Source organism: Enterobacter pseudoroggenkampii, assembly GCF_026420145.1.
In the GTDB taxonomy this organism is placed as follows: domain Bacteria; phylum Pseudomonadota; class Gammaproteobacteria; order Enterobacterales; family Enterobacteriaceae; genus Enterobacter; species Enterobacter pseudoroggenkampii.
In genome coordinates, this window is sequence record NZ_JAPMLV010000001.1 from 1,174,742 (window position 1) to 1,188,361 (window position 13,620).

The 13,620-nt window shown below is 49.8% G+C and carries 18 protein-coding genes; 16 read left to right on the forward strand and 2 right to left on the reverse strand.

Annotation, left to right across the window (positions count from 1 at the left end):
* Nucleotides 1-11 precede the first annotated feature (11 nt).
* Nucleotides 12-176 (reverse strand): YnfU family zinc-binding protein, encoded by a 165-nt coding sequence (locus OTG14_RS05750; RefSeq protein ID WP_214551156.1) that lies wholly within the window; start codon nucleotides 174-176, stop codon nucleotides 12-14.
* A gap of 351 nt (nucleotides 177-527) precedes the next feature.
* Between OTG14_RS05750 and OTG14_RS05755 the strand changes: the two genes are divergently transcribed.
* The 13 genes from OTG14_RS05755 to OTG14_RS05820 all read left to right on the forward strand — a co-directional run bounded on the left by OTG14_RS05755 (nucleotide 528) and on the right by OTG14_RS05820 (nucleotide 10,342).
* Nucleotides 528-752, forward strand: a complete 225-nt coding sequence (locus tag OTG14_RS05755; RefSeq protein ID WP_048979547.1) for a DinI-like family protein — start codon at nucleotides 528-530, stop codon at nucleotides 750-752.
* 388 nt (nucleotides 753-1,140) lie between these two features.
* Entirely contained in the window at nucleotides 1,141-1,752 is a 612-nt protein-coding gene (locus OTG14_RS05765) for a DUF1367 family protein (RefSeq protein ID WP_101744524.1), read from the forward strand.
* Nucleotides 1,743-1,949 (forward strand): hypothetical protein, encoded by a 207-nt coding sequence (locus OTG14_RS05770; protein ID WP_075204790.1) that lies wholly within the window; start codon nucleotides 1,743-1,745, stop codon nucleotides 1,947-1,949. The genes OTG14_RS05765 and OTG14_RS05770 overlap by 10 nt, the downstream gene beginning before the upstream one ends.
* A 2-nt stretch (nucleotides 1,950-1,951) precedes the next feature.
* Nucleotides 1,952-2,314, forward strand: a complete 363-nt coding sequence (gene rusA / locus OTG14_RS05775; protein WP_048979564.1) for a crossover junction endodeoxyribonuclease RusA — start codon at nucleotides 1,952-1,954, stop codon at nucleotides 2,312-2,314.
* A complete protein-coding gene (locus OTG14_RS05780; protein ID WP_267214708.1) occupies nucleotides 2,311-3,144 on the forward strand; it encodes an antitermination protein in 834 nt (277 codons plus the stop codon). The genes rusA and OTG14_RS05780 overlap by 4 nt, the downstream gene beginning before the upstream one ends.
* A 192-nt stretch (nucleotides 3,145-3,336) precedes the next feature.
* A complete protein-coding gene (locus OTG14_RS05785; RefSeq protein WP_047958756.1) occupies nucleotides 3,337-3,528 on the forward strand; it encodes a hypothetical protein in 192 nt (63 codons plus the stop codon).
* Nucleotides 3,529-4,198: 670 nt separating this feature from the next.
* On the forward strand, nucleotides 4,199-4,501 hold the full coding sequence (locus OTG14_RS05790; RefSeq protein WP_028013330.1) for a hypothetical protein: 303 nt from the start codon (nucleotides 4,199-4,201) through the stop codon (nucleotides 4,499-4,501).
* Nucleotides 4,501-5,037: a lysozyme gene (locus OTG14_RS05795; protein ID WP_267214709.1), complete on the forward strand. Its 537-nt coding sequence runs from the start codon at nucleotides 4,501-4,503 to the stop codon at nucleotides 5,035-5,037. The genes OTG14_RS05790 and OTG14_RS05795 overlap by 1 nt, the downstream gene beginning before the upstream one ends.
* Nucleotides 5,034-5,552, forward strand: a complete 519-nt coding sequence (locus tag OTG14_RS05800; protein ID WP_101744526.1) for a hypothetical protein — start codon at nucleotides 5,034-5,036, stop codon at nucleotides 5,550-5,552. The genes OTG14_RS05795 and OTG14_RS05800 overlap by 4 nt, the downstream gene beginning before the upstream one ends.
* 388 nt (nucleotides 5,553-5,940) lie before the next feature.
* A complete protein-coding gene (locus tag OTG14_RS05805) occupies nucleotides 5,941-6,354 on the forward strand; it encodes an Ivy family c-type lysozyme inhibitor (protein WP_267214710.1) in 414 nt (137 codons plus the stop codon).
* Nucleotides 6,355-6,806: 452 nt separating this feature from the next.
* Nucleotides 6,807-7,808: a terminase small subunit gene (locus OTG14_RS05810; RefSeq protein WP_267214711.1), complete on the forward strand. Its 1,002-nt coding sequence runs from the start codon at nucleotides 6,807-6,809 to the stop codon at nucleotides 7,806-7,808.
* Nucleotides 7,786-9,093, forward strand: coding sequence for a terminase large subunit domain-containing protein (locus tag OTG14_RS05815; RefSeq protein WP_267214712.1), 1,308 nt, complete (start codon nucleotides 7,786-7,788; stop codon nucleotides 9,091-9,093). The genes OTG14_RS05810 and OTG14_RS05815 overlap by 23 nt, the downstream gene beginning before the upstream one ends.
* Nucleotide 9,094: 1 nt before the next feature.
* Entirely contained in the window at nucleotides 9,095-10,342 is a 1,248-nt protein-coding gene (locus tag OTG14_RS05820) for a DUF4055 domain-containing protein (RefSeq protein ID WP_267214713.1), read from the forward strand.
* Here the strand turns inward: OTG14_RS05820 and OTG14_RS05825 are convergent.
* Complete coding sequence (locus OTG14_RS05825; RefSeq protein WP_267214714.1) at nucleotides 10,279-10,887, reverse strand: tail fiber domain-containing protein; 609 nt, start codon at nucleotides 10,885-10,887, stop codon at nucleotides 10,279-10,281. The two genes, OTG14_RS05820 and OTG14_RS05825, sit on opposite strands and share 64 nt — an antisense overlap.
* An 82-nt stretch (nucleotides 10,888-10,969) precedes the next feature.
* Between OTG14_RS05825 and OTG14_RS05830 the strand changes: the two genes are divergently transcribed.
* The 3 genes from OTG14_RS05830 to OTG14_RS05840 all read left to right on the forward strand — a co-directional run bounded on the left by OTG14_RS05830 (nucleotide 10,970) and on the right by OTG14_RS05840 (nucleotide 13,390).
* Nucleotides 10,970-11,527, forward strand: coding sequence for a recombinase family protein (locus OTG14_RS05830; RefSeq protein WP_100122122.1), 558 nt, complete (start codon nucleotides 10,970-10,972; stop codon nucleotides 11,525-11,527).
* A 172-nt stretch (nucleotides 11,528-11,699) separates the two neighbouring features.
* Nucleotides 11,700-12,119, forward strand: coding sequence for a translesion error-prone DNA polymerase V autoproteolytic subunit (locus OTG14_RS05835; RefSeq protein ID WP_100122046.1), 420 nt, complete (start codon nucleotides 11,700-11,702; stop codon nucleotides 12,117-12,119).
* 2 nt (nucleotides 12,120-12,121) lie between these two features.
* A complete protein-coding gene (locus OTG14_RS05840; RefSeq protein ID WP_267214715.1) occupies nucleotides 12,122-13,390 on the forward strand; it encodes a Y-family DNA polymerase in 1,269 nt (422 codons plus the stop codon).
* The last annotated feature ends 230 nt before the right edge of the window (nucleotides 13,391-13,620 follow it).

Here is a 13,620-nt window from a genome sequence, read left to right on the forward strand (position 1 = left end):
CGGCTGTGAAGCTAGCGCGGAGAGATAAAAAGTGCTTTACACCCCGGACAAAGCATGGGGCTTTTTAGACGCAGTTTAGAGGAAGGCTGAGCGGATTTTAAGCCGCAAACAGGGCAGGTGACAGTTGTGGTTAATACGCTTCCAAAAAGTTTCATTGTGTAATCGATAACGGACATGATTATTAGCCTCTCAATGAATGTATTTCACTCTATCACATTTGGCTAAAATTAAACCAATTTAATAATCACCCAATTTTTTAACATAAGTGAGGTTTTCTTCTCTTTTCTAACTCATCGCTTTCATGTCCGTTTTTGAAGCGAATGAATTCCAACCTTTTAAAATCCTTATGCTATTTTGCAACGCAAGATGAGTTTTATCTAGGTTACCGCCTGGATTGAACGCTTGATTTTTTTCTACAAGAAAAATCGGTTGATTCACATTCGATGTTCTGAAAGCGTTGCAAAATCCGTAAGATAAGTTTATATATATACTGTATATGCATACAGTAATTCATTGTGGAGGGAAAAATGACAATCGAGTTAACCATTGATCGCATGAAGAAACTTCCTGATGGAGCTATACCTGCGCTAGAGTCAGAACTCGTCAAAAAACTCAGTAAACAGTTTGATGATTACCAGCTTACGATTAAGCGTGGCGGCAATGATGGGTTGACTGTTTTCGGAGGCGACAAGAAGGAGGTCGAACATATCCAGCAGGAGACCTGGAAAAGCGCGGACGAGTGGTTTTATTAATCGCGTGAATCTCACTGGAGCAGTTTCAAAGAGTATCGCTGTTTGCGTTCCCCTGGCTGTTCCCGATTACTGTTTACCGCGTCAATAAGTCGCTCTGGGGGAAATAGTGTGTAGTGCAGGTGCCTTTAATGCAGATGATCAATGGTACGACGTGGTCAGAAGGGCCGATAAAGCAGTTATCTATAGCTTCCCGGCGGAAGGGAGATATCTGGTTTATCGAGTAAATGGAATAGTTTCATTACGACCGTTACTTGAGGATGAAGAGATCTTCACTCTTAACGGGTTCATGCAATTTGCAAAACGACTGGGGTACCGAGTTACATCACCGTCTGATATTATTCTTTCATAGGCCTGAACAACCTATACCTGATGCGCCACGGAGAGAACCATGGCGCTAGAATTACAACTTATCAAACACCATTCAGGAATACTGATCCCGGCCACACCCGAGACCAGCGATATCCTGCAATCCAAAACCCGGCTCGGCGATGTTCTTGTTGCCGAATTCAGGCGGGTACGAAACCCGGCATTCCACCGGCGCTTTTTCGCGCTTCTTAATCTCGGATTTGAATACTGGGAACCAACCGGCGGGGCTATCTCGAGTAACGAGAGGAAGCTGATTACTGGCTACGCCAAGTTCCTGGCTTCGTATGCCGGCAATGAGGGCGCGCTGATCGATGCTGCTGAGCATTATCTTGAGCAGGTTGCATACCGCCGGGTCACAAATGGCATTAGCCTGTGCAAATCCTTTGACGCTTACCGCTCCTGGGTGATCGTCGAAGCAGGGCACTTTGATGCCATTCAGCTGCCAGACGGAACACTCAAAAAACATCCTCGAAGCATCTCGTTTGCCAACATGGATGAACTCGAGTTTCAGCAGCTCTATAAAGCTGCGCTCGATGTCCTCTGGCGCTGGGTCCTGTCCCGTTCATTCCGCAGTCGTGATGAGGCCGAAAATGTCGCCGCGCGGCTGCTTGGCTTCGCGGGGGGATGGGGATGAAGAAGACCTGGTTCCATCATACCGATTGCAGCACCGAACAGGCCGACGAGCTGGTTAAGCGTTACAAAGCTCGTGGCGTCCGGGTTGAGCGCAGCCTTAACCCGGATTATGTGACCTGGACTGTCAGTGCTTTCCTTCCGACCTCAAATACTCCAGCGCGCCCGGATAGCCGCTGGCGAAACCGGATGTGGGAGTGAACGTGAAGACATATCAACTCACTTTGCCCTGGCCGCCGAGCAACAACCGGTATTATCGGCACAACCGCGGGCGTACACACATTAGCGCTGATGGCGTTGCGTACCGTTATGCGGTCGCAAGTGTCATTCGAAGCGCCCGGCTTAATATCCGCACGGCCGCTCCACTCAAAATACGTATTGAATGTCACATGCCTGACCGCCGGCGCCGCGATCTGGATAACCTGCAGAAGGCTGCATTCGACGCTTTAACCAAGGCGGGGTTATGGCTGGACGACTGCCAGGTTATTGACTATCGCGTTGTGAAAATGCCTGTCGTTAAGGGCGGAAAATTAGAACTCACCATTACTGAGCTGGAGACCGCATGAACCTTGAAAACACCCTCAAATATCACTTTGCCAAATCGACAATGATTAGCGACTCTCCGCGCGCTTCGGCGTCAGACTTATTAACCGGAACGGATATCATGGCTGCGATGGGCATGACGCAGGAACGGGCAGCATTGGGTTACAGCGCTTTTCTCGGGAAGATGGGTATCAGCAAGAATGACCGGGAGAGGGCGATCGAATTGCTGGCCCAGTATGCGCTGACCAGGTGCGATCGGGTTGCTGCACTGCGCAAACTGGGTGCCGGGGTTAAGCCACTGGTGATGCATCAGCTGGCCACCTTCGCGTTCGAGGACTATTCCCGCAGCGCCGCCAGCGTGAAGCAGTGCGATGGCTGCAATGGGGAAGGGTTTATCGACGCTGAGGTTTTCAGCATGAAGTCTCATACTCCGGCAAAAGAGAAGAAGTTCGTGAAGATGTCTTTGCACATGGGCGCGGAGAATAATCGTCCTTCTGAGTATGAGGTGCATAGACAGGTCAGGGAGGTAGCGCGCGTTCTTTGCCCTCGGTGTAAGGGGAAGAAGGTAGTAAGCTGTGCCTGTAAAGATTGTCATGGCCGCGGGAAAGCTGTTAGTCAGACTCTTAAAGAGCAGCAGGGCGTTCCGGTACTGGCTGATTGCAAGCGCTGCAGTGGGCGAGGGTTTGAGCGAATTCCATCAACTGAGGCTTACGCCGCGGTGTGCCAGATAACGGATGCAATCAGCCTCGACACCTGGAAGAAGTCTGTTAAGCCATTCTACGATCAGCTAATCACCAAGTTTGACATCGAAGAGGCCTGGGCTGATGCGCAGCTGAAGCAGATAACAAAATAGGGCGTTATTTTATCGTGAGCTATTTACTTTTCCCGAATCTGTGGTAATTTTCCTCTAACGATGGGTTATTGCCTTCGTTTAAAGCCCTGCGGTTAACTCCGTGGGGCTTTTTGCTTAATAGCGACTTAAGAATATCTAAAACCATTCAACCCTGCGGTGACTTATAATTTCCCCAACAACGCAGGAGGGAATATGGAAGAAGGTTTCTACTGGATTCAGCACAACGGTAGGATTCAGGTTGCTTACTTCAGCAATGGCGTTACTGAAGACCTTGAGACGGGACTTACTTTTAATGGTATTTGGCATCTGACACAGGGTGACGACATCTGCGACAACGGAGAAGCTGAGGTGATTGAAGGCCCTCTCCCTCTACCATTTAGATGAATATATTCATCTGATTATGCGGCAGATTCTTCATACTGCACATATGCTTCTTAAGCATCCTGCGGAATGGATGTTTCTGAAAGCGTTTTTGTGGTGGATCCCCCTAAGCGGAGGGGCGGTTCAGCAGGACATTTCTCCAGAGTGTCCAACCAGCGCGCGGAAATGAATGCTGTGATCATTTCCACCGGGAGGCACCCGGCACCACTCCCTCAGTTATTGCCAACTTAGCTATTTATGCCTGCTTGTCCGAGCAGGTTTTTTTTTATTTCTCCCTTGTGTTTTGTAAGAGACCTCAGAGCTAAGAAAGGGTGCTAAACCTCAGTACGTGTTTTAGCAAAACGATCCTCGAAACATTACAAGCTCGTCTGAGACAAAAAAGCGCGGAGAACGACATCACTCCTCTCCGCAATAATAATTCCATCTTCTGCCCGATTGTCTTTCTTTTATCCACAAAAGCTAAAGTTATGAGTTAATGTAAATAATAACAGCTTTAAACTATGTGAGCAGTTAATTATTTTTTTGTTTAAATGACTCTCCTTAAGGATTGTTTAATCTATTGCTTTCCTAAGGGAGAAAGAAGCGCCGAAGAGTATCAATCATCATCAGGCTGCCGTATGGCAGCCTTTTTTATTTTTATCAACAGCACCCGCACTTAGCGAGGTGAGAGACCATGAAAATGAATGATTCAGGGAACATCTTCACGCAGTTCTTCGCGTGGGTAGCAGCTCTGGCGTCAGCCATTGGATTTACCACTCAGGATCTGGTGTTCATGTTCTTTGGCGCTGCTGGTCTGCTTATCTCGCTAGCCTCGTACATTAACGGGCGGGTAGATGCAAACCGCAGGCGTAGAGAGGATGAGAAGCGAACAAAAATGGTCAATGACTACCTGAAAGGCGTTGGTGATAAACCCCTTCAAGAGCGTCCTGCCGCTGCAAGCGTGGTCGTTGAGGCATTACAAAAGGAAGGTGAGTGATGGGATCCAGAGCAAAGTTGAGTACTGCAGTTCTGGGGCTGGTACTGGCTGGTGCTCCTGCATCCGTCATTCTCGATCAGTTTCTAAATGAGAAAGAGGGTAACAGCCTCACGGCCTACAAGGATGGCGGCGGTATCTGGACTATTTGCCGCGGCGCAACGATGGTTGATGGTAAACCGGTTGTGCAGGGCATGAAATTGACTCAGGCCAAATGCAATCAGGTGAACGCCATCGAACGCAATAAGGCTCTGGCGTGGGTTGATCGCAATATTACGGTACCGCTTACCGAACCTCAGAAAGCTGGGATAGCTTCTTTCTGCCCGTACAACATCGGGCCAGGTAAGTGCTTCCCGTCCACGTTCTATAAGCGCATTAATGCCGGTGACCGCCGCGGGGCATGCGAGGCAATCCGCTGGTGGATTAAAGACGATGGTCGCGATTGCAGCATGACTAAAGGTCAGAAGAACGGCTGCTACGGTCAGGTAGAACGGCGAGACCAGGAAAGTGCGCTGGCGTGCTGGGGGATAGACCAGTGAAAATTAATCCGGGTATTATCGGCGTTGTCATTATTGCTGGCCTTTCGGTCGCCCTCGTTAAGAGCTGTTTGGAGGCCAGTAATCTTCAAAGTGAAAACGACGTTCTGCGAAGTGACAATTCTCTGCAAGGGCAGGTTATCGCTACCCAGACATTCAACTTCAATCGATTCAATCAGGTTGCAGAACATGCCAATAGGCTCAACTCCCTGATTGACACCAGCACCGAAGAAACCGTAATCGAATACCGGGAGATTCTCCGCCGTGAAAAAACCTGTGATCTGCCTGTTCCTGCTGACATTGCTGGTGGGCTGCTCAAATACGCGCACCGTTTACGTGCCAGCGCCATGCACACCGATTCCAATGGACCTTACACAGCCGATGATCGTGCCGTTGCCACCAACTCCATGACGTACTGCCAGGTAGTATTGTGGATTAAGCCGCTACTGGCTGTAATTGAAAAGGGCAACAATAATTTCGCTGGCATAAGGCAGATCGAGTTGGAAAGAAAGAATTAGGGATGGCTCGTCCTTGAGCACACGGGTATTCCTGAACGACGGCTTTACCTGACATAGCAAAGCACTATTAAATTGTAGAAAAGACTCAATATTTAACAAGCGAAGCGCAGCATTGTAAAAAAATGCCCTCACAAGGAGGGCTACCAGAGTCTCAGTTTCACTTGCTCTTTTTATGGATGTTTCCCTGGAGTTGGCAAACTCCTCATCAGAGTCTTGAATAGTCTGGCAAGCAGTCCGTAATCAACAAGCATAAGCGGTAGCTATTAGGATGATTCTGAGTTAATCACTTGGGATAGGCAGTAATATGGAATCCTCTAGCTAACTGTAGGGCTGACATAGTAGCCGCTAAGGTATAGTGTTGAGATGTCTTTATGGAATGAGGATTAATATGAAAGGTAAAGTGTTTATCGCTGCTATGGCTTTTGTATCTTTCAGTGCTCTTGCCGACGAGGGGCAGTATCTTTCTGATTTCGCCAGTGCAAAAAGCACGTCTAAAAGCTACTCCCAGGTGATTAGTAAAAACAAACTACCTGCATGGGTAAAAAGTGGTGGCACGAGCACGCCATCAACCGAAGTAACAGTTGCGGGCAAAAAGTATATTGCACTGTCAGGGTGTAAACCACACAGTTGTCCAGAACAGAATATTGCTGTTCTCTACTCACCTGATAGCGGTGATATTCATGGTGTGTTTTCTGATTTCAATGCAGAAAAGAATCGTGAGACATTGACCTGGTTAAACGTGGATCCGATTGATTCTAATGCGATGAAAAATGCGCTTTTCAATCGACTGTACGGCAATTAAATAACCCAAGCTTCAAACTGTAATCCACCAGTTTGAAGCTTCAATACACAAATCAATCGTCTCACAGTGTGTTTGTCGCTCACATCGCACCCTCATTCCTCTTAACTTTAGCAATGAATTCCTCTGTGATTGATAGACCCGCTATGATTTCCGAATTTAAGACGGAAGCACCAAATTGGCTTACAAGGTCCAGAAGCGTTTCATATGTCTGGATGAGTTCCATTAGATCGGAAATCACTAATTGATCATGCTCAGTGCGCAAATGAGACCGGGCAGAGGCTTGATGCACTATCCACTCGAGATTGGCCTTGATTTTCTGTACGTCATCGTAGTTATACTTATTTCATAAGCTTAAATCCTCATTTCAAGATTTCTTTGAGAAAAAATACTCCATTGCTTCAAATACTGAAGCTGTGAGTGACGTCTAAAGTTCATTCAGTTTAGAGGTAACAATGGCTAAGCCGGATTGGGGCGAACTGCAGAAGCGGTTCCTGTCTGATCACGCTGCTACTGGCATATCCCCTAAGGAATGGTGCGAGGCACATAACCTTAATTATGTAACTGCTCGCCGCTATATCAAGAAAACTGCTGCGCAAAATACAAAAATTTACCCGCGAAAGATAGTGCGCACTGCGCAGAAAGATAAGAGCGCAAATGAACTGGTGGATGATGATGGACTTACTGCTCAGCAGCGCTTATTTGTCGCGGAGTACCTGAAGGACAACAACGCCACTCGGGCTGCTATCCGGGCTGGCTACAGTAAAAAATCAGCTGAACAAATCGGCTATCAACTCCTTCAGAAAACTTCAGTTGCGCAGGCTATTGCGCAGCAGCAAAAAGCGTCCATTGTGCGCACTATCGGGAGTGCCGATGAAATCCTCGCTCAGATGTGGCAGCTCGCCACCTTCGATGCAAACCAGCTTTCACAGTATCGTCGCGGCGCGTGTCGTTACTGCTGGGGCTTCGGTCATCACTACCAGTGGCGCGATGCAGTTGAGTTTGAAGAGGAAACAGCAAAGGCTGAGGGAAGGGAAGGAGCCAGGCAACCAGATGACACAGGCGGCTATGGCTACGACCACACCCGAGAGCCAAACCCTGAATGCCCACGCTGCAATGGTGAGGGCATCGGTCAGCCTTATTTCCCCGATACGCGCAAACTCCCGGCAGCTTCTCGGCTCGCTTATTCAGGTGTGAAGGTCGGCAAGAATGGCGTTGAAATCACTGCTATCAGCCGTGAGCGCATGTTCGAGGCGGTAATGAAGCGCCTGGGCCTGGCCGATAGCGAGTTCGCGCAGCGCCTGCAGCAGATAGAAATCGAACGCCGGCAGCTGGAGGTTGAGAAACTCCGTAAAGAGCTTGCGGGTGATGGTGACGACGATGAACCAACCCCAGTGCAGATCAATATCAACGTAGTGGACGCGAGGGCGGACGATGGGGATCAGCCCGACACTTAACATTCCTCAGGCGCGCTTCCTCGCGATGCAGCACAAATTCAAGGCCTACGTTGCCGGGTTCGGTTCGGGTAAAACGTGGGTGGGTTGTGGCGGCATCTGCAAAGGGATGTGGGAGCACCCGAAGATTAACCAGGGCTATTTCGCGCCGACGTACCCGCAAATTCGTGACATCTTTTACCCGACGATTGAAGAGGTGGCCTTCAACTGGGGGTTAACCGTCAAAATCAACGAGGGGAACAAAGAGGTCCACTTCTACGAGGGGCGAAGGTACCGCGGGACCACAATCTGCCGCTCTATGGAGAAGCCCGGCTCGATAGTTGGTTTCAAAATCGGTAACGCGATGGTGGATGAGCTTGACGTCATGGCGGCTGCCAAAGCGCAACAAGCCTGGCGAAAAATCATCGCTCGTATGCGTTACAACATCCCGGGCCTGAGGAATGGAATTGACGTAACGACAACGCCGGAAGGGTTCAAGTTCGTCTACCAGCAGTTCGTGAAGGCGGTACGTGAAAAGCCAGAGCTTGCGGCTCTATACGGACTGATTCAGGCCAGCACGTTCGACAATGCGAAGAATCTGCCCGCGGATTACATCACGTCGCTGCTGAGCTCTTACCCTGACGAACTGATTCAGGCATACCTGCGAGGGAAGTTCACCAACCTCAACAGCGGGACCATTTACCACACGTTCAACCGTAAGCTGAATAACTGTTCTGACGAGATTCAGGATGGTGATCCGCTATTTATCGGCATGGACTTCAACGTTGGAAAAATGGCCGCGATTGTTCATGTTAAGCGTAATGGCCTGCCGCGTGCGGTTCGTGAGCTGGTGAAAGTCTACGACACGCCGGCGATGATTAAGCGCATTCAGGAAGAGTTCTGGCGCTACGAGGATGGACGCTACGTGAAGAGCCGGGAGATTTACATCTATCCAGATGCCTCTGGCGACTCACGCAAATCGCAGAACGCCAGCAAGACCGATATTGCCCAGCTTAATGATGCCGGGTTCAGCGTCATTGTTGATGATGCCAACCCGCCGGTTAAAGACCGCATCAACTCAATGAACGCCATGTTCTGCAACGCCAACGGAGAACGCCGCTATCTGGTGAACGTTCAGAACTGCCCGGTTTACACCGAGAGCCTCGAGCAGCAAATCTGGGCGGCTAATGGCGAACCAGACAAATCAGCTGATAACGATCACCCCAATGATGCTGGTGGGTACTTCATCGTGAAGGATTACCCCATCGTGAAACCGGCATACTCAATCACCATGGATACCACTTTCTGATATGGCAAACGACGACATCACCTGGGTTCGACCAGAACACCGGGCGGCTTCTGCTGCCTGGAGGAAATACAGGGACTTCTGCAAAGGAGCTGAGGCCGTAAAAGCGGCGGGTAATAAGTATCTGCCGTATCTCGACCCAACCGATAAATCCACACGCAATCGCAAGCGCAATGAGGACTATCTGAGCCGCGCGGTGTTCTATGCGATTGCCGGTAATACGAAGATCGGCATGCTTGGGATGGCGTATCGCAAGGACCCCACGTTTAACGGTCCGGAGAAGCTGAAGTACCTGTTGGACAATGCGGACGGAGCCGGTACCAGCATCTATCAGCAGTCGCAACTGGTGGCAGAGAACGTGCTGGAGGTTGCGCGAGAGGGCATTTACGTCGATTACGCTGAAGAGTCCGACGAAGCAATCATCCTCCGCTATCCGGCAGAGAACATCATTAACTGGCGAACAAAGCGTATTAACGGGCGCGATCAGCTGGTGCTGGTGGTGCTGCGGGAATGCGTAGAAGAGCCGGATGGTTATGCTTACAAGGATGAAATCCAGTATCGCGAGCTGGCGCTAGAAGAAGGGCGGTTCATATGCCGTGTATGGCGCCGGGCTGGTGGCACCGTAAGCGGAACCTACACCGTTGACAGTGAGTACCACCCTAAGCCGAAAGGAAAGGACTACTGGGATGAAATCCCGTTCACCTTTGTCGGTGCCCAAAACAATGATCCTACTATCGATGATTCGCCGCTGGCCGCGCTGGTGGAAATAAACCACGGACATTACCGCAACAGTGCTGACTATGAAGACAGCGTATGGTTCTGTGGCCAGGTACAGCCGTATATGACCGGGCTTGATACCAACTGGCGCGATCACCTCGAGAAGAAGGGCGTGAAAATTGGTTCCCGATCACCTCTTTTGCTTCCCAAGGAGGGTTCGTTTGGTTATGCCCAGGCGCAGCCGAACATGCTGGCTAAAGAGGCCATGGATAGCAAGCGCGATTACATGGTGCAGCTTGGCGCCCGGCTGATTGAGCAGAACGCCACGGCAAAGACGGCAACCCAAGCGAGCGGTGAGCAAACATCCTCAACATCGGTGCTCGGTATCTGCGTTTCAAACGTTTCTGAAGCCTATACGCTGGCGCTTGGCTGGTGTGCGAAATACCTAGGCATTAAGGGAGAATCGACGAGTTACACCATCAACCAGGAGTTCATAGCGAAGGTCGCGGAGTCTGGCATGGTAGCCTCATGGTGAAGTGCTGCTGATGCACCAGGCACATCTACCGATAAGGTTTTCTCAACTACCGTACCGTCTTTAAGTTCGGTACGTCCTCCCTCAAAAACTGCCGTCGGCATGACTTTCATAAGCTCCTGTGCAATAAAACCCTGCCCAGGAGGTGCATCATCCAGACGCTCCCAGGTATATCCATGCATCATTCGCATTTTATCAAGCGGGTTTTCTATAACCTTTATGTTGGTTTTGATCTCTTTATCGGAATTGCTCAGCCATGAGCCGGCATTCGCAACAGCGTTTCCTGACAACTGGAAATCCCAAGAAACGTTACGTGACGCAGTATCGATTCCCATGATTACGTTACTGACCTCATAATCTCCTGAGGTGTTGTACTGCATGATGACATAACCATCAGATGCAGGACGTTTGAAAACTAATCCCGAACCATTTTTCACACCGGCACCGGGAATAAAAACATTAAGTTCAACCGTGCTTCCTAGTTGTGGGTCAACTTTTAGAAGTTGCTTTCTGATACCACTACTGTTTTCAGTTGCCAGATCTCCCAAACCGACGTTTTATAGATTGCTCCTGAGCGGCCTAGCCGATAACTTCACCTGATTTTTTTGCAGAAATAACTGGGTGAAAAATATGCAAATTGGCTATGTAAGGGTGTCAACAAATGACCAAAATACGGATCTTCAGCGGCAAGCGCTCGAACGCGCAGGATGTGAACAGATTTTCGAAGAAAAAATGAGCGGAACTGTGGCAAACCGGCCAGCACTCAAAAAGCTTCTAAAGGCATTGAATGAGGGGGATACGCTGGTGGTTTGGAAGCTGGACCGCCTTGGGCGCAGCATGCGTAATCTGGTGCTGCTGGTGGACGAACTCCGGCAGCGCGGGATCCACTTTAAGAGCCTCACGGACAGTATCGATACATCCAGCCCGATGGGGCGCTTTATCTTTCATATCATGTCGGCCCTGGCGGAAATGGAGAGGGAGTTGATTGTGGAACGCACCCGGGCAGGTCTGGCTGCAGCTCGTGAGAAAGGGCGAATCGGCGGCAGGCGTCCGAAGCTTACCCAGGACCAATGGGCGCAGGCCGGGCGGTTGATAGCGAACGGTGTGGACAGGAAGCAGGTAGCGATAATTTATGACGTTGCCGTCTGCACGTTGTATAAAAAATTCCCAGTTTCAAAATCGGCTTAAATCTGTTCACACTGAGTTGCGGCCATAAAATTTACAAAACTCATAATTCGAAGTTGGATAGAAACTTAGAAACGAAACGGCGAAGCTTTAAGCAGAGACGGTAGTGTCTCCATCTTGCGGACATTTACAAATAAAACTACTGTATATAAAAACAGTATTTGAGGTGTGTGCAATGGAATTCATCAGGCCAACAGAACTGCGAGAAATTATCGCTCTCCCGCTTTTCAGTGACTTAGTACAGTGTGGTTTTCCAAGCCCTGCTGCTGATTACGTTGAACAGCGTATCGATCTCAATGAGTTACTGGTTTCCCACCCGAGCTCAACATACTTCGTCAAAGCCGCGGGTGATTCAATGCTCGAAGCCGGGATCAGCGATGGTGATCTGCTGGTGGTGGACAGCTCGCGCACAGCTGAGCACGGTGACATTGTCATTGCCGCGGTGGAAGGGGAATTCACTGTTAAGCGTCTGCAGCTGCGCCCGACCGTGCAACTCAATCCTATGAACAGCGCTTACTCGCCGATAATTGTCGGCAGCGAGGACACGCTTGATGTGTTCGGTGTCGTGACTTTCATCGTGAAATCGGCGAGCTGAACATGTTTGCGCTCTGTGATGTGAATTCGTTCTATGCATCATGCGAGACGGTGTTTCGGCCCGACTTAAAAGGGTGCCCAGTGGTTGTTCTTTCGAATAATGACGGCTGTGTAATAGCACGCAGCGCCGAGGCCAAAGCCGCTGGAATTACTATGGGAGAGCCATTCTTTAAGCAAAAGGATCTATTCCGGCGCGCTGGTGTGGTTTGCTTCAGCAGTAATTACGAGTTGTACGCAGATATGTCGAACCGGGTAATGACGACGCTTGAGGAAATGAGCCTCCGCGTCGAAATTTACAGCATCGACGAAGCTTTTTGCGACCTGACTGGCGTTCGCAACTGCCGGGACCTGACTGACTTCGGGAAAGAAATCCGCTCTAAGGTTCTGAAGCGTACACACCTGACTGTCGGGGTTGGCATTGCTCAGACAAAAACACTCGCTAAACTGGCAAACCACGCCGCCAAGAAATGGCAGCGCCAGACTGGTGGGGTGGTTGATTTGTCCAATATCGACCGGCAGCGTCGGTTGTTGGCTATTGTGCCTGTAGAGGACGTGTGGGGCGTCGGCAGGCGTATAAGTAAGAAGCTTAACGCCATGGGCATCAAAACGGCTTTGGACCTCTCAGAACAAAGCACCTGGATTATCCGCAAACACTTTAACGTGGTACTCGAGCGAACGGTCAGGGAGCTGCGCGGCGAGCCATGCCTCGAGCTGGAGGAGTTTGCACCAGCTAAGCAGGAAATCGTCTGCAGCCGGTCTTTTGGTGAACGCGTCACAGAATATGAGCAGATGCGTCAGGCCATCTGCAGCTATGCGGCCCGTGGTGCTGAAAAGCTTCGTGGTGAGCACCAGTATTGCCGGTTTATCTCTGCGTTCGTGAAAACCTCTCCCTTTGCGCTTAACGAGCCGTATTACGGTAACAGTGCGTCCATGAAGCTTCTTACCCCCACTCAGGATTCACGCGACATCATTAACGCCGCGGTAAAGTGCCTGGACAAAATCTGGAAAGACGGACACCGTTACCAGAAAGCCGGCATTATGCTGGGTGACTTCTTTAGCCATGGTGTGGCCCAGCTCAACTTGTTCGACGAGAACGCGCCGCGCGCTGGTAGCGATAGGTTGATGGAAGTTCTGGATTATCTGAACGCGAAAGATGGAAAGGGAACGCTTTATTTTGCCGGGCAGGGCATACAGCAGCAATGGCAGATGAAACGGGATATGTTATCTCCACGATATACTACGAGGTATTCAGACCTAATAAAAGTTAGATGATTCTTTAAACGGTATATTCATTCGAACCTAATTATCGGCTATGAGTATTAAGAGTAATATGTCTACTACTATGCTTTTGTAATGTAAATAAGCCCCTGCAATTATACAGGGGCTTATGGATATGATGCCGGGTGCCTCCCGGTGAGTCATTGAGCTAACCACTCGTGACTCGCTGCTTCAGAAATTCACGATGAGACGCTTGATATACAAATCATCAGGTTAGTTAGCCC

Coding starts and splice junctions, on each gene's coding strand:
- OTG14_RS05750 (WP_214551156.1), bottom strand. CDS start 176: ATGTCCGTTATCGATTACACAATGAAACTTTTTGGAAGCGTATTAACC.
- OTG14_RS05755 (WP_048979547.1), top strand. CDS start 528: ATGACAATCGAGTTAACCATTGATCGCATGAAGAAACTTCCTGATGGA.
- OTG14_RS05765 (WP_101744524.1), top strand. CDS start 1,141: ATGGCGCTAGAATTACAACTTATCAAACACCATTCAGGAATACTGATC.
- OTG14_RS05770 (WP_075204790.1), top strand. CDS start 1,743: ATGGGGATGAAGAAGACCTGGTTCCATCATACCGATTGCAGCACCGAA.
- OTG14_RS05780 (WP_267214708.1), top strand. CDS start 2,311: ATGAACCTTGAAAACACCCTCAAATATCACTTTGCCAAATCGACAATG.
- OTG14_RS05785 (WP_047958756.1), top strand. CDS start 3,337: ATGGAAGAAGGTTTCTACTGGATTCAGCACAACGGTAGGATTCAGGTT.
- OTG14_RS05790 (WP_028013330.1), top strand. CDS start 4,199: ATGAAAATGAATGATTCAGGGAACATCTTCACGCAGTTCTTCGCGTGG.
- OTG14_RS05795 (WP_267214709.1), top strand. CDS start 4,501: ATGGGATCCAGAGCAAAGTTGAGTACTGCAGTTCTGGGGCTGGTACTG.
- OTG14_RS05805 (WP_267214710.1), top strand. CDS start 5,941: ATGAAAGGTAAAGTGTTTATCGCTGCTATGGCTTTTGTATCTTTCAGT.
- OTG14_RS05810 (WP_267214711.1), top strand. CDS start 6,807: ATGGCTAAGCCGGATTGGGGCGAACTGCAGAAGCGGTTCCTGTCTGAT.
- OTG14_RS05815 (WP_267214712.1), top strand. CDS start 7,786: ATGGGGATCAGCCCGACACTTAACATTCCTCAGGCGCGCTTCCTCGCG.
- OTG14_RS05820 (WP_267214713.1), top strand. CDS start 9,095: ATGGCAAACGACGACATCACCTGGGTTCGACCAGAACACCGGGCGGCT.
- OTG14_RS05830 (WP_100122122.1), top strand. CDS start 10,970: ATGCAAATTGGCTATGTAAGGGTGTCAACAAATGACCAAAATACGGAT.
- OTG14_RS05835 (WP_100122046.1), top strand. CDS start 11,700: ATGGAATTCATCAGGCCAACAGAACTGCGAGAAATTATCGCTCTCCCG.
- OTG14_RS05840 (WP_267214715.1), top strand. CDS start 12,122: ATGTTTGCGCTCTGTGATGTGAATTCGTTCTATGCATCATGCGAGACG.